General features: G+C 64.2%; 13 protein-coding genes. 3 read left to right on the top strand and 10 right to left on the bottom strand.

Annotated features, from left to right (window positions below; translation table 11 throughout):
• Both X726_RS1000000171140 and X726_RS152485 read left to right on the top strand, forming a co-directional pair.
• Positions 1-325 (top strand): hypothetical protein (locus X726_RS1000000171140; RefSeq protein WP_033001859.1); only part of this gene is annotated, 325 nt, incomplete at its 5' end.
• Positions 326-620: 295 nt separating this feature from the next.
• Positions 621-1,295 (top strand): isochorismatase family cysteine hydrolase, encoded by a 675-nt coding sequence (locus tag X726_RS152485; RefSeq protein WP_031215002.1) that lies wholly within the window; start codon positions 621-623, stop codon positions 1,293-1,295.
• 245 nt (positions 1,296-1,540) lie between these two features.
• Here the strand turns inward: X726_RS152485 and X726_RS1000000168100 are convergent, their stop codons facing one another.
• Entirely contained in the window at positions 1,541-2,599 is a 1,059-nt protein-coding gene (locus X726_RS1000000168100) for an LLM class flavin-dependent oxidoreductase (RefSeq protein WP_050588544.1), read from the bottom strand.
• 158 nt (positions 2,600-2,757) lie between these two features.
• Complete coding sequence (locus X726_RS1000000169035) at positions 2,758-2,913, bottom strand: hypothetical protein (protein ID WP_023670454.1); 156 nt, start codon at positions 2,911-2,913, stop codon at positions 2,758-2,760.
• 233 nt (positions 2,914-3,146) lie between these two features.
• Between X726_RS1000000169035 and X726_RS152480 the strand changes: the two genes are divergently transcribed.
• Positions 3,147-3,914: an SDR family oxidoreductase gene (locus X726_RS152480; RefSeq protein WP_023670456.1), complete on the top strand. Its 768-nt coding sequence runs from the start codon at positions 3,147-3,149 to the stop codon at positions 3,912-3,914.
• A gap of 24 nt (positions 3,915-3,938) precedes the next feature.
• Here the strand turns inward: X726_RS152480 and X726_RS152475 are convergent, their stop codons facing one another.
• The 8 genes from X726_RS152475 to X726_RS152440 form a co-directional block, all read right to left on the bottom strand.
• Positions 3,939-4,883, bottom strand: coding sequence for an ABC transporter permease (locus X726_RS152475; protein WP_023670457.1), 945 nt, complete (start codon positions 4,881-4,883; stop codon positions 3,939-3,941).
• A complete protein-coding gene (locus tag X726_RS152470) occupies positions 4,880-5,932 on the bottom strand; it encodes an ABC transporter permease (RefSeq protein WP_023670458.1) in 1,053 nt (350 codons plus the stop codon). Before X726_RS152470 ends, X726_RS152475 begins: the two co-directional genes overlap by 4 nt.
• A gap of 281 nt (positions 5,933-6,213) precedes the next feature.
• Positions 6,214-7,725 (bottom strand): ABC transporter ATP-binding protein, encoded by a 1,512-nt coding sequence (locus tag X726_RS152465; protein ID WP_031215003.1) that lies wholly within the window; start codon positions 7,723-7,725, stop codon positions 6,214-6,216.
• Positions 7,726-7,898: 173 nt separating this feature from the next.
• Positions 7,899-8,924: a BMP family protein gene (locus X726_RS152460; protein WP_023670460.1), complete on the bottom strand. Its 1,026-nt coding sequence runs from the start codon at positions 8,922-8,924 to the stop codon at positions 7,899-7,901.
• A gap of 126 nt (positions 8,925-9,050) precedes the next feature.
• Positions 9,051-9,998: an ABC transporter permease gene (locus X726_RS152455; protein ID WP_023698400.1), complete on the bottom strand. Its 948-nt coding sequence runs from the start codon at positions 9,996-9,998 to the stop codon at positions 9,051-9,053.
• Positions 9,999-10,000: 2 nt separating this feature from the next.
• Positions 10,001-10,972, bottom strand: coding sequence for an ABC transporter permease (locus X726_RS152450; protein WP_023670462.1), 972 nt, complete (start codon positions 10,970-10,972; stop codon positions 10,001-10,003).
• A 1-nt stretch (position 10,973) separates the two neighbouring features.
• Entirely contained in the window at positions 10,974-12,563 is a 1,590-nt protein-coding gene (locus tag X726_RS152445) for a sugar ABC transporter ATP-binding protein (RefSeq protein WP_031215004.1), read from the bottom strand.
• Positions 12,564-12,611: 48 nt separating this feature from the next.
• Positions 12,612-13,625, bottom strand: a complete 1,014-nt coding sequence (locus X726_RS152440; RefSeq protein ID WP_023670464.1) for an ABC transporter substrate-binding protein — start codon at positions 13,623-13,625, stop codon at positions 12,612-12,614.
• Positions 13,626-13,706: the final 81 nt, after the last annotated feature.

The following is a 13,706-nucleotide window of genomic DNA, read 5'->3' on the forward strand; positions in this document are numbered from 1 at the left end:
CAGCGTCAGCGATATTGCCGAAGGCTCGGCCTGCGCGGATGCACCGGGCTGGTTTGCCGGCTGGGGCGCGGTCGGCGCCGCCTGCCCGGCAGTTGGCGAAGCCGGCGCGACAGGCGCAGCCGGTGCGGGCTGTTCGACTACGGTTGGCGCCGACTGGGGATCTGCAGCGGGCACCGTCGTCACCCTGGGCTGCGTGTTTGGCTGCTCTTGCGCAGCAGCGCTGCCGGCCGACAGCATGACCGCGGCCAGCGCCGCCAACAAACCATTTCTGGACATGCTTCGTCCTCGCTTCGTCATTGCACGTAACCGATCGGCTGGCCGGTGACGGGATGCGGGAACACCCCCATCTCGACCCCGAAAACTCCAGCCACGGATTCTGGCTTCTCTCAAACGCGGCACCGCCGCTGGAAAACAATTCAGGCGGCCGAGTGCCCCTGCTTGACTATAAAACATGAGCTTTGTAGTCAACAAACAAGATGGCTTTTTGGCCGACGATTGTGGGCGCGATGTCTCAACGGCACATCGTCCTGGCATCGGCCTACCTGGTGTCGTCGCACCGAGGGATGGACGGCCCAGGGTTGCTGGGCCACGATGCCGAGCAGCAATTGAGGCAGGCTGCGATGATCAAGGCGATACCGTTCGATTTCCCCTATGACGGCCGGCTGGTGCCGGCAAACACCGCGCTGCTGGTCATCGACCTGCAGGAGGATTTCCTCTCGCCGACCGGCTATTTCGCCAGGAAGGGTTATGACCCCGCGCCGCTGCGCGCCATCCTGCCTACGGTCAACCGACTGATATCAGCGGCACGCGCGGCCGGCCTCACCATCATTCACACCAGGCAGGGATATCGCGGCGACATGGCCGACATGACGCCGTACGAGAGATGGCGCCGCAAGCGGGCGGGTCTAGAAGGCACCGACGTGCTGCTGCGCTCCGGCCCCGGCTTTCAGATCGTCGCCGAGATCGACGTCGCGCCGCACGACATCATCGTCGACAAGACCTGCAACAGCGCCTTCACCTATACGGATCTGGAGCTTGTACTGCGCGCACGCGGCATCACCCATCTGATCTTTTCCGGCTGCACGACCGATGTCTGCGTGCACACGACGCTGCGCGAGGCCTGCGACCTCAATTTCCAGTGCCTGACCATCGCCGACGCCTGCGCCAGCGGCGACCAATACGCGCATGACGCGGCGCTGCATATGGTGACGGTGGAGGACGGGGTGTTTGGTGCGCTGACGGAATCTGGCGCGGTGCTGGAGGCGCTGGAGCGGTCGAGTGGGAAAGCTGGTTAGATTACCAAAGCGAAGGCGTTGGGAACCATTTGACGCTGGAGGGGCAGCACCCCCCTCTGGCCTGCCGGCCATCTCCCCCGCAAGGAGGGAGATCAAGTGCTCAACCGCTTTCGCCACTCTCCAACGTCGAAGAGCTGAGCGATACCTCGAAGCTGCCAATCTCCCCCCTTGCGGGGGAGATGCCCGGCAGGGCAGAGGGGGGTGTGAAGGAACGCTACGAAATAGCTTTCATTCCACCCGCAAATTCACCCTGCGTGAATATCCGACCCGCCCCGCGAGGCAAACGCGCCGGGCTGCGGCACCTCCGCCTCCCGGCGTGCCAGCGAGTTGCGCAAGAGCGCGATCGTCTCGCGGCCGACGCTGGCGATCTCGCGCGGCCGGTCGACACCGACGATCATGAACTCGCTGATGCCCAGCGCCGCATAGGGCAGCAGCGACAGGGCGATCTGCGCCGGTGGTCCGGAAAGTTCGACCGCCTTGTGGCCGACGGTAGAGGCACCACCCTCCGAGCGGACCCGGACCGGAAGCGCAAAACGCAGCTTGCCGGCGCGGCCATGCTCGGCGGCGGCGCTGCGCGCCCGTTCCATCAGCTGGCGGATCTCGTCGAGCGAACCAGCCGTGAGTTCAAACACGTCGGCATGGCGGCCGGCGACCTTGAGCGCGGTGCCGGACTGGCCACCCATGCGGATGATCACGTCGACGCCATGCGGCCCCTTGCGCGGCACATAGCCACCCTTGATGCTGTAGAATGCACCTTCATGGTCGAAGGGCCGGTCGTTCGACCACAGGCGCTTCAGCAGCACCAGATATTCGTCGATGCGCTGCCAGACCACGGTGTGGCCGACCGGACGCGTCTCGGCATCGTCGTCATCCAGNTGACACAAGTTCCTTGAAGATAGCAGCACCAGATATTCGTCGATGCGCTGCCAGACCACGGTGTGGCCGACCGGACGCGTCTCGGCATCGTCGTCATCCAGCGGCTCGCTCAGCATCCTCAGCGCCAGCCGGCCGCCGCTCCTGGCGTCGAGCGCCGCCAGTTGCCGCGCCGCAACGGCTGGCGCGATCACGCCGGCCCAGTGCGTCAGCACCACTTCCAGCGACGAGGTGCGGTCCAGCGCCTGGGCGGCGATGTCCATATTGGTCAACAGCCCGGCCGGGTCGTCGACGACGATGTTCTGGAAGCCGGAATCCTCGATCAGCGACAGCTTGGTCGCCGTCTCGACGAAATCATAGAAGAACGGTACGGCCGAACCGGCATCGGCGGCGTGCGTTTTACCGGGAACATGCGTGAACTCGATCGGCATTGCCATCTCCTCCATCACGTTGGATGTATGTCGCCCCCGGTTTTGAGACGACGACATGCGTAAAAACAAGCATCAGCGCCAAAGCGCGTCCGCGTTCGGTTCATCAACTCCGGTCACTCACTGAAAGCGCTAGGTCGCCACCCTTTCGGACTGATCGGTCAGGGAATCAAGCCGAGCACGACTGCCCCGGTGAACACGAACGCAAGGGCAAAGACGAGATAGGCGAAAGCGCCGGCATAGGCCGGGCGGAAAGCCTGGCTATTGGCCAGCCTCTGGCTGGTGCGGTCCGTCTCGGCGTTCTGGATATAGGACATATCGACCTCCGTCTTGCGGATTAATCTATAAAATCAGTAGACTTTGTCGAGTGCTATTTTTTGGAGATATGTAGAATGATTTTCTCAGTATTCCTTATTATTTGGTTTGGCATTGCTGGGAGACCCCTGTTGGAGACAAGCGAGCGACAAGCTTGGCCGACGTCTGCATAGGCGATAGCATCGCCATTCCGGCGTAAATGCGGATTATTTCGATCGGGAACGGGGAACAGAACATGGGTACAAGACTAGCCGGCAAGATTGCAATCATCTCGGGCGGCGCGACCGGAATGGGCGGAGCGGCCTCGGAATTGTTCGCCGCCGAAGGCGCCAAGGTGGCGATCATTGACCGCAATGGTGAGGCGGCGGCAGCCACTGCGGCGGCGATACGCGCGCGGGGACATATCGCCGAACACTGGGTGGCCGACGTCTCGGACGAGGCGCAGGTCGAGGCCGCAGTGAAGGCGGCGACTGCCAGGTTCGGCCCGGCCACGGTGTTGTTCAACCATGCCGGCACCATCGTGATAAAGCCGTTCCTGGAGACGACAGTGCAGGAATGGGACTGGCTGCATGCGGTCAATGTCCGCTCGATGTTCCTGATGACGCGCGCCGTGTTGCCGGGCATGATCGCTGCCGGTGGCGGTTCGATCGTCTGCACCTCGTCGATCTCGGCTGTGGCGGCCACACCCATGGAGGTGCTCTACGACACCACCAAGGGCGCCTGCCACATGTTCGCGCGCGCCATCGCAGTCGAATTCCGCGACCGCAACATACGCTGCAACGCCGTCTGTCCCGGCTTCATCCGCACGCCGCACGGCCTGCGCGAGGTCGCCGATCTCGGCAAGCTCGGCGTCGACGTATCGGACGCCGCATTGGCCGCACAGCAGGGCCGCATCGGTGAGCCTGAGGAAGTGGCCAAGGCAGCGCTGTACCTCGCCAGCGATGAGTCCAGCTTCGTCAATGGCACGCATCTGTTTGTCGATAATGGTTTTACGGCGATGTGAGTATCCCAGGCTTGGCCTACTCGCTTACCGCTCTTCTCGTCGAAACGGCTTCAGCAGCGCCGACGGCGCAACCGCGTTGCGTGACATCACGGCCATCGCGACGATGGTGAAAATGAAGGGCAGCATCAAGAACGCCTCATAGGGAATATGCCCGAGGCCGCTCGCCTGCATGCGCAATTGTAGCGCATCGACGAAGGCGAACAGCAGCGCCGCGCCCGCAGAGCGCCACGGGTCCCAGCGGCCGAACACGACCAGCGCGATCGCCACCCAGCCACGGCCCGACACGACACCAAAGGTGAAGGCGTTGAACTGTGCCATGGTGAGGAAGGCGCCCGCAAGCCCCATCAGCGCACCGCCGAGGATGACCGCCTGGAAGCGCGTGGCGATGACGCTGACCCCAGCGGAATCAGCGGCGCGCGGGTTCTCGCCGACCATCCGCACCGACAGCCCCCAAGGCGTGCGGTAGAGCACGAAAGCAGCGACCGGGATGGCAATGATTGCCAAGTAGACCAGCGCAAACTGGTTGAAAACCGCTGACCCCAGAACCGGAATATCCGACAGCAGCGGGATCGGCACCGTCTGAAAACCCTTGATGCTGGGCGGCACCGATTGCTGGCCGAAGGTCAGACGGTAGAGGAAATAGGCAAGGCCGGACGAGAACAAAGTAACGCCGATGCCGCAGACATGCTGGCTGAGGCCGAGCGCCACCGTGAACAGCGCATGCAGCGCGCTCATCGCCATGCCGGTCAACACCGCGGCCAGCACGCCGAGCCACAGGCTGCCGCTGAGGCTGGCGGCGGTGAAGCCGGTCATCGCGCAGAGCAGCATGATGCCTTCGATACCGAGATTGAGCACGCCGGCCCGCTCGGAGAACATCTCGCCCAGCGTGGCAAATGCCAGCGGCGTGGCGATGCGGATAATGGCGGCGAGGAAGCCGACCTGAAAAATCTGTTCGAACACCGCGCTCATAAGGCGCCGACGCGGCGGATGCGATAGGCCGTGAACAGCAGCGCCACCAGCATGGCGAGCAGCGCCGTGCCCTGGATGACATCGCTGAGGAACGCCGGCACGCCGGTGGCGCGCGACATCGCTTCGGCGCCGGTCATCACGGCGGCCAGGAAGATCGCCGCCGGTACGACGCCGAGCGGATTGAGCCTGGCCAGCATGGCAACGACGATGCCGGAATAGCCATAGCCCGGCGAAATGTCGCTCATCACCTGGAAATGCACGCCGCCGACCTCGCCGACGCCGGCAAGCCCGGCCAGCGCGCCCGACAGCAGCGCCGTCGAGATCAGCACCCGCTCGACATGTATGCCGCCATAGCGGGCGGCTTCCGGGCTTTCGCCGGTGACCCTGATCCGGAAGCCGAGCGTGGTGCGCACGATCAGGAACCAGATCAACGGGGCCGCGATCAACGCGGCGATGACACCCAGATGCAGCCTTGTGCCTTCGAGCAGCACCGGGAAATTCGCCGAATCCTCGATCGGCGGCGAGATCGGATAGCCGCTGAACGAGTCCTTCCACGGCCCCTCGATCAGCGCCATCAGCGCATAGTAGATGACCGAATTGAGCAGCAGCGAACTGACGACGTCGTCCACCTTGAATTTGACCCTGAGCGTCGCGGGCACCAGCGCTACCGCGGCACCGGCAGCAGCGCCCGCCAGCGCCATCGACAGGATCGCCAGCGCGCCCGGCATTGGGATGGCGCCGACGAAGCAGCTGGCCACGGCGCCGGCCAGCAATTGGCCCTCGGCGCCGATGTTCCAGAATTTGGCCCGGAAGGCGACGGCCACAGCCAGCCCGGTGAAGATCATCGGGGCGGCGCGCACCAGCGTTTCGGTGATGGCATAGCTGTCGCCGAACGAGGCCGACAGCATCACGCCATAGGCCTCAAGCACGCCGGCGCCGGCCAGCGCGATGAGGCCGCTGCACAGGGCAAGCGTGGCGCCGATGGCCAGCAGCGGCAAAGCGAGATTGAACCAGGCGGGGGTGGAACTGCGGGCTTCGAGGCGGAACATCAGCTATGCCCCTCCGCCGCCCAGACGGTCGCGCCGCCCCTCATCCGCCTGCCGGCACCTTCTCCCCGTGTAGACACGGGGAGAAGGGATCCGGGCCCTATGGCAACTCCCCTCTTGCAGCTGTGGCGATTGGCGAAACCATGGGTGAGAGCCCCTCTCCCGTCTCTATACGGGGAGAGGATGCCGGCAGGCAGGTGAGGGGCAGCGCTGACGCTTAAAGTCAGCCAAAAGCGGGCAGTATTATTTGAGGTTTCTGCGAGGAACCGAGTGAGAAAGTCCATCTAGGCTCTGCCCTCCGCCCCGGTCATCAGCAGCCCAAGCCGCGCGATGGTCGCATCGGCGCTGCCCAGCGTGCCGGCGATGCGGCCCTCATACATCACCGCGATGCGGTCGCAGAGCACCAGCAGCTCTTCGAGATCCTCGCCGATGACGATGATCCCGCAACCCTTGGCACGCATGTCGAGGAATTTTTCGTGGATGAAGCGGGCGGCACCGATGTCGAGGCCGCGCGTCGGCTGCGAGACGATCAGCACCTTCGGGTCGAAAGCCAGTTCGCGCGCCAGCAGCGCCTTCTGCAGATTGCCGCCCGACAGCGCGCCGGCGCGGGTCATCGGCCCGGGGCACCTGATGTCATAGGCCTTGATCTGTTCTTCGGCGAAGGCGCGGATCGCATCTGGCTTGAGCAGGCCCCGGCTGCTGAAAGCCGCAGTACCAATGCGCGGCAACACCATGGAATCGGCGAGCGGCAGATTGGTGACCAGCCCGGTCGTCATACGGTCTTCCGGGATGCGGCCAAGGCCGAGCGCCTGCACCTCGCGCGGCGAGAACCGCGTAACAGGTTTGCCGGCTATCGTCATCGCGCCGGCGTCGGGCGCGTGCGTGCCGGAAATCACCTCGGCCAGTGCCCGCTGGCCATTGCCGGAGACCCCGGCAATGCCGAGGATTTCGCCCGCGCGAACGGCAAGCGATACATCGCGCAGCGGCGTCCCCGAATGCCGTGAGGTGGAAATACCGTCGAGCGTCAGCACCGCCGCGCCTGGGGTCGAAGGTCCTCTTGCCGGCGGCACGATCTCATGGCCGCACATCAGCTGCGCCATTTCTGCCGATGTCGTGTTCGCCGGATCGTCGACACGGCCGGCGACGCGGCCGTGCCGCAACACGGTGCAGCGATGGGTGAGCGCCCGCACCTCGTTCAATTTATGCGAGATGAAGATGATGCCGAGCCCCTGCGCCGCCATCGAGCGCAGCGCCGAAAACAGCCCGTCGACCTCGCTCGGCGCCAACACCGCCGTCGGCTCGTCGAGGATCAACAGCCTGGCGCCGCGAAACAGCGCCTTGACGATTTCGAGCCGCTGCTGCTCGCCGACCGACAGCGCGGAGACAGGCAGGTTGGGGTCCAGCGTCAGCCCATACTGACGGCTGATGTCGGACAACCGGTCAAGTCCGCCGGCGCGGTCGATGCGGCCGGATTTGCCGGGAATGCCAATCAGAAGGTTTTCCAGGACCGTCAGCCTTGGCGCCAAATGAAAATGCTGGTGCACCATGCCGATGCCGGCGGCCAGCGCATCGGCCGAACTGGTGATCCGCACGGTCTTGCCCTGGATAAGAATTTCGCCGGCATCGGGCGCATAGGCGCCGAACAGCACATTCATCAGCGTCGTCTTGCCGGCGCCGTTTTCGCCCAGCAGGCCGAGGATCTCACCTGGGGCGACGCTTAGATCGACAGCCTCATTCGCCTTGACGGCGCCGAAGCTCTTGGTGATGCCGCGCATTTCGATGAGAGGGGCGGACAAGGATGCTCCTGCGGAGATACCCCTCCCCCTCGAGGGGAGGGTGCCGAGCGAAGCGAGGCGGGTGGGGTCACCTCAACTGCCTCAACCCATGACTTAGCAGGATGGAGCACTTCGCGGAGGACCCCACCCGGCCCTGCGGGCCACCCTCCCCTCAAGGGGGAGGGTACGCCGAGCTAATCCGAAACCGGCGTGTTCTCATCCACATCCACCCGGAAATTGCCTTCCAGGATCTCGGCCTTCTTCTTCTCGACCAGATCCTTCACATCCGCCGGCAGCGTCTTGTCGAATTTATGGTAGGGCGCCAGGAACGACCCGCCCTTGGCCATGCGCGAGAAATCGCCATAATCCTGCGCGGTGAAGACACCGGCCTTGACCAGCTTGATCGCCTGCTCGACCGTCGGGTACATGTCCCAGACCGGCCCGGTTATGACCGTGTCGGGGCCGAGGCTCGACTGGTCGGACATGTTGGAGATGGCGAGGATCTTCTTGTCCACCGCCGCCTCGATGACGCCGAAGCGCTCGGCATAGATGACATCGACGCCGGCATCGATCTGGGCGACCGCCGCTTCCTTGGCCTTGGGCGGATCGAAGAACGAGCCAATGAAGGCGACCTTCTTCTTGATGTTGGGATTGACCTCCTTGGCGCCGGCAAAGAAGGCGTTGACCAGCCGGTTCACTTCCGGAATGCCCATGGCCGCCACCGCGCCGATCGTGCCCGACTTCGACATCTTGCCGGCGATCATGCCGGAGAGATAGGCCGGCTCGTGGATCCAGTTGTCGAAGACGCCGAAATTGGGCTCGGCCGGGCCGGCGCCCGAGCCGAACAGCCATGCCGTCTTCGGGAACTGCTTTGCCGTGCGGCGCGATTCACGCTCGGCGGCGAAGGCGTCGCCCAGCACCAGCTGATACCCGCCTTGCGCATATTCGCGCATGACGCGGCTGAAATCGGCGGTCTGCACCTTTTCCGACCATTTGTATTCGATGCCGAGTTCCTTCTCGGCCTTCTGCAGGGCGACGTGGATCTGGTTGTCCCACGGCTCCTCGATCGGCGTGGCGAAGATCGCCGCCACCTTCAGCTTCTTGTCCTTGGCGAAGGCTGCACCCGGCAGCATGGCTGCGGCCAGGCCAAGTGCGCCGAGTTCCAGCACGTCGCGCCGCGACAGGCCGGTCGATTGCGATTTGTTTTTCCGGTTTTCCATCTAGTGCCCCTCTGTTTGACAGCCGTGTCGAGCCGGCTGTTCCGAAATCAGACGCGGAACTATGGAACGGGTGCGGACTTTTGTCCACATGGTCAAATTTGGCGGTGTCGCTGGCAGGAGCCGGCGCTAGCGTACCGCCTTCTCGCCACCGGCTACGGTGATGACGCCGACGATGATCAGCCCGGTCAGCAACAGCCGAACGCCGGCACTGACGCCGAACGTGTTGAGCATGGTCAGAAGCAGCACCAGGAACAGCGCCGCGCCCCAGACACCGGGAACATTGGCCTTGCCGCCGGCGACCGAGGTGCCGCCGATGACGACGACGGCGATCGAGGCCAGCAGGTACTCGTTGCCGATATCGACATTTGCGCCGCGGAAATAGCCGGCGAGCAGCGCCCCGTCCATGCCGCCGAGCGCGCCCGACAGCGTGTAAGTGAGGAAGCGGGTGCGGCCGACATTGACGCCGGCAAGCCACGCGGCGCGGATGTTCTGGCCGATCGCCAGCACCGAGCGGCCATAGATCATGCGCTGCAAGGCGATGGCCGCACCGATGGTGAACAATACGGTAAGGATCGCCAGCACTGGAATGCCCAGGATTTGCCAGTTGGCAAAATCGGCAAAGCCGGGCGGCGGCTTGATCTGCAGGCCACGCCCATAGCTGATGTCGATCGACTGGATGATGAAACTGGCCGACAGAGTGGCGATGATCGGCGGGATCCTCAGCGCCCAGATCAGGAGATAGTTGACGGCACCGATGGCAGCGCCGCAGGCGAGCGCGGCGAGCAGCCCGACCACGATCATGGAATCGCTGCCGCCCATGACCTTCATGGCGACGGCGCTGGCGAGCCCGATATTGGCCGGCAGCGACAGGTCGACATTGCCTGGCCCGAGCGTGATGACGAACATTTGGCCGACGCCGACGATGACGGTGAACACGGCAAGCGAAAGTGCCGCCGTGATCATGCCGCCGCCGCCATAGCCGCCGGTGAAAGCGATGGTCGCCAGCCAGACGAACATCGCGCCGATAAACGACCAGATCCAGGGTTTGGCGACAAGCGATTTAACCAATGTCATCGCTACCTCTCCCTGCGGCTGATCAGGACGCGGGCTGCCAGCACGATGATCAGGATGGCGCCGTTGGCGGCGACCTGCCAATCCGGCGGAATGTGCATGAAGGTGAGCAGAGGCGATGCCGCCAGCGCCAGTGTCAGCGCGCCGAGCACGGTGCCGATCGGCGACACCCGGCCGCCGACGAACTCGCCGCCGCCGAGAATGACGCCGGCGATCGCCAGCAGCGTGTAGCCATTGCCGATATTAGCGTCGGCCGAGGTGGTGATGCCGATCAGCGCCATGCCGGACAGAACGCCGAATAGGCCGGTCAGCGCAAACAGCACGATCTTGGTTCGAAGCAGCGACCAGCCAGCGCGCCTGAGCGCCGCCGGATTGCCGCCGGATCCCCGCAGGATGACGCCATAGGAGGTGCGCATCAGCCCAAAATGCACCACCGCTGCGATCGCCAGCGCGGCGATGATAGGGAACGGAATGAAGGGCGGCTTGAAGGCCATCAGCGACAAGAGCCAGTCCGGCGCCTTGCCACCGGGCTTGGGCAGCACCAGAATGGCAAGCCCCTGCCAGACGAAGCTCATGCCCAGCGTCACCACGATCGACGGCAGATTGCGCAGATGGATCAGTGCGCCGAGCAGCGCATAAACGCCTATGGAGCCGAGCAGGATGATCACGCCGAGCAGCGGCGCGTCCTTCAGCCAGGTCGCGGTGACGCAGCCGACAAAGCCGACAAAGGTGCCGATCGACAGATCGAGCTCATTGCCGGCGATGACGAACATCTGGGCGATCGTCGCCAGCGCGATCGGAATAGCGAGGTTCAACATCAGGCTGAAGCCGAAATAGCTGATGGCGCGTGGGTTGAGCCAGGCGATGGCGATAACCACCAGCGCCAGCGACAGCGCCGGCAACAGGCTGCGCAGCAGGCGCGCGCGGGCCGCGCTGCTGCGCGGCGAGGACGTAGGGCCGAGAGCGACTGCCGTCATCTCAGGCCGCGTCGCCGAATGAGGACTGGATGATCTTTTCCTCGGTCAGCTCGTCGCGCGTGAGATTGGCGACGATGCGGCCGTTCTTGAAGACATGGATGTGGTCGCAATTGTCGAGCTCTTCGGTCTCGGTGGTGTACCAGAGGAAGGTCCGGCCCTTGGCCGCCTCCTCGCGCACGAGATCGTAGACCTCAAGCTTGGTGCCGATGTCCACGCCGCGCATCGGATCGTCCATCAGCACGATCTGCGCATCGGAACCCAGTGCGCGGGCAAACAGCGCCTTCTGCTGGTTGCCGCCGGACAGCGAGAAGATGTTGTTGGTCATGTCAGGCGTGCGGATGCCGATCTTCTGCTTCCAGAACTCGGCAAGCTCGGCCTCGCGCTGCGGCGAGATCAGCAACCCTTTGCGCAGCCGCGCCAGCGAGCGGATGCCGATGTTTTCGGCAATAGACCATTGCGGGAAAATGCCGTCCGATTGGCGGTCTCCGGCCACCAGCGCCACCGGGGCGGTCACCTCGATATCAAGCCTTCTACGCGTCGCGGCGGCAAAGATCGCCAGCAACAGGTCGGTCTGGCCATGGCCGGCAAGCCCGGCAAGCCCGATGATCTCGCCGGCGCGAGCGACAAGCTCCTTGCCATCCTGCTGCCGCTCGGGCCGCGCCCGCACCCTGAGCGGGCCCGCCGCCGGCCTGGCGGCGATCTCCGCCGCGATCTTCTCGCGCGCTTCCGCGCCGCCCATGGTGGCCACCAGCCGGTCGCGGTCGAACGCTTTTGCAACGTCCGTGGCGACCACCTTGCCGTCGCGCATGACCACGATGCGGTCGGCATTCTGCAGCACCTCGCCCAGCACATGCGAGATCAGGATGCAGCTGCCCCCGGTGGCTACGAAACGGCGCACGAAGGCAAGCAGCTGGCCCGCAGTATGCGCGTCCAGCGAAGAGGTCGGCTCGTCGAGAATGACCAGGTCGAGCGGATCGCGCGTCACCGTGAAGGCGCGCGCCACCTCGACCATCTGCCGCCGGCCGATGGAGAGATCGCCGGCAATGTCGTCTGCCGAGATGCCGTGATCCGGAAAGATTTCGTCCAGCTTGGCGGCAATGAGAGCAGCCGCCTTGCGTCGCCAGCCGAAGCCGGTGAGCGCCGGATGGTTGATGCGCGTATTCTCCGCGATACTGAGGTTAGGGCAGAGCGACAGTTCCTGGAACACGCAGCGTATGCCGAGTTTCAGCGCGCGCGCCACCGAGTAGTCGGTTTCGNAGAGCGACAGTTCCTGGAACACGCAGCGTATGCCGAGTTTCAGCGCGCGCGCCACCGAGTAGTCGGTTTCGGCATTGCCACGCACCGCGATCTCACCGCCATCGGGCTGCAGCGTACCGGCCACCATATGCATCAGCGTCGATTTGCCGGCTCCGTTGTGGCCGACCAGCCCGACGCATTCGCCTGATACAACATGGAAGTCGACGCCGTTAAGCGCCCGAACGGCGCCGAAATGTTTTTCGGCGCCGTTCAGCCTGATGATGTCCAAATGGGCGGCGCCGAAATGTTTTTCGGCGCCGCCCAGTCTGATGATGTCCGTATTGGCCTCAGGCATGCTCAACGATATCCGGTCGGTCATGCCGCTGGCAATGAATGCAATGCATCACTTGATATTGGCTTTGATCGCCGCGATTGCGTCTTCCTGGCTGTATTCGTGGGTGGCGACGCCGCCCTCCTTGATTTTCGGCAGCTCGGTCTCGAAATTGTCCTGGGTAAAGGCGAGATACGGCACCAAAAGGTCATGCGGAATGTCGGTGCGGCCGTCGAGCACCTGCTGCGCCACCCAGAAGGCCAGCGACGACACGCCGGGCGCGATCGAGGCCGACCAGGTCTGGTAGCCATCCTTGTCCTTCTGCTCCTTCCACCATTTCAGCTCGTCCTGGCGGTTGCCCATGATGATGGTCGGACGCGGCTTGCCTGCGGCGGCAAAGGCTTGTGCCGCGCCATAACCGTCACCGCCCTGGTCGACGATGCCGACGATGTCGGGCAACGAAGGCAGGATCGTCGCGACCGCCTTCTGCGCCGTCGTCTGGTCCCAGTCGCCGGTCACCGAACCGACGATCTTGAACTCGGGATGGGCGGCGACGCCTTCGAGGATGCCGGCATGGATGGCATCGTCGATCGAGGTGCCGGCAAGGCCGCGGATTTCCAGCAAATTGCCGCCCTTGGGCTGGAACTTGGCCATCTGCTCGACTTCCTGCTTGCCCATGTCCTTGAAGTCGACGACGACGCGGTAGGCGCAAGGTTCGGTGACCGTCCCGTCGAAGGAGACGACGACGATGCCGGCATCGCAGGCCTGCTTGATGGCGCCGTTCAGCGCATCCGGCGATGCGGCATTGATGACGATGGCGTCATAACCCTGCAGGATCAGGTTCTGCACCTGGGCAGCCTGGGTCGGCACTTCCTTGTCGGCGGTGGTGAAGATGTCGGCGGCGCCGACGATCTTATCCTCCACCGCCTTCTTGGTGACGATGCCGTAGCTGTCGAGCATCGCCTGGCGCCACGAATTGCCGGCGTAATTGTTGGAGAAGGCGATCTTCTTGCCGCTGGTGTCGGCAAGCGCCGTGCCCGAGGCGAGCATCGCCGCCAGAGCGCTCAGGACGAGCAGTGTCTTCATGTCATAATCCTCCCATGGATTGTCGGCCCCGCCGACTGTTGCAGATGGTTTTGGCGTTGTCTGCCTGTTTTTTATCTATTG

It is taken from the genome of Mesorhizobium sp. LSJC285A00 (genome assembly GCF_000503155.1).
Lineage (GTDB): Bacteria > Pseudomonadota > Alphaproteobacteria > Rhizobiales > Rhizobiaceae > Mesorhizobium.

What these genes read in the sequence shown, in the direction of transcription:
- X726_RS152475 (WP_023670457.1), bottom strand. Translation starts at nt 4,883, where the DNA reads ATGAGCGCGGTGTTCGAACAGATTTTTCAGGTCGGCTTCCTCGCCGCC.
- X726_RS152485 (WP_031215002.1), top strand. Translation starts at nt 621, where the DNA reads ATGATCAAGGCGATACCGTTCGATTTCCCCTATGACGGCCGGCTGGTG.
- X726_RS152470 (WP_023670458.1), bottom strand. Translation starts at nt 5,932, where the DNA reads ATGTTCCGCCTCGAAGCCCGCAGTTCCACCCCCGCCTGGTTCAATCTC.
- X726_RS1000000169035 (WP_023670454.1), bottom strand. Translation starts at nt 2,913, where the DNA reads ATGTCCTATATCCAGAACGCCGAGACGGACCGCACCAGCCAGAGGCTG.
- X726_RS152460 (WP_023670460.1), bottom strand. Translation starts at nt 8,924, where the DNA reads ATGGAAAACCGGAAAAACAAATCGCAATCGACCGGCCTGTCGCGGCGC.
- X726_RS152480 (WP_023670456.1), top strand. Translation starts at nt 3,147, where the DNA reads ATGGGTACAAGACTAGCCGGCAAGATTGCAATCATCTCGGGCGGCGCG.
- X726_RS152440 (WP_023670464.1), bottom strand. Translation starts at nt 13,625, where the DNA reads ATGAAGACACTGCTCGTCCTGAGCGCTCTGGCGGCGATGCTCGCCTCG.
- X726_RS152455 (WP_023698400.1), bottom strand. Translation starts at nt 9,998, where the DNA reads ATGACATTGGTTAAATCGCTTGTCGCCAAACCCTGGATCTGGTCGTTT.
- X726_RS152450 (WP_023670462.1), bottom strand. Translation starts at nt 10,972, where the DNA reads ATGACGGCAGTCGCTCTCGGCCCTACGTCCTCGCCGCGCAGCAGCGCG.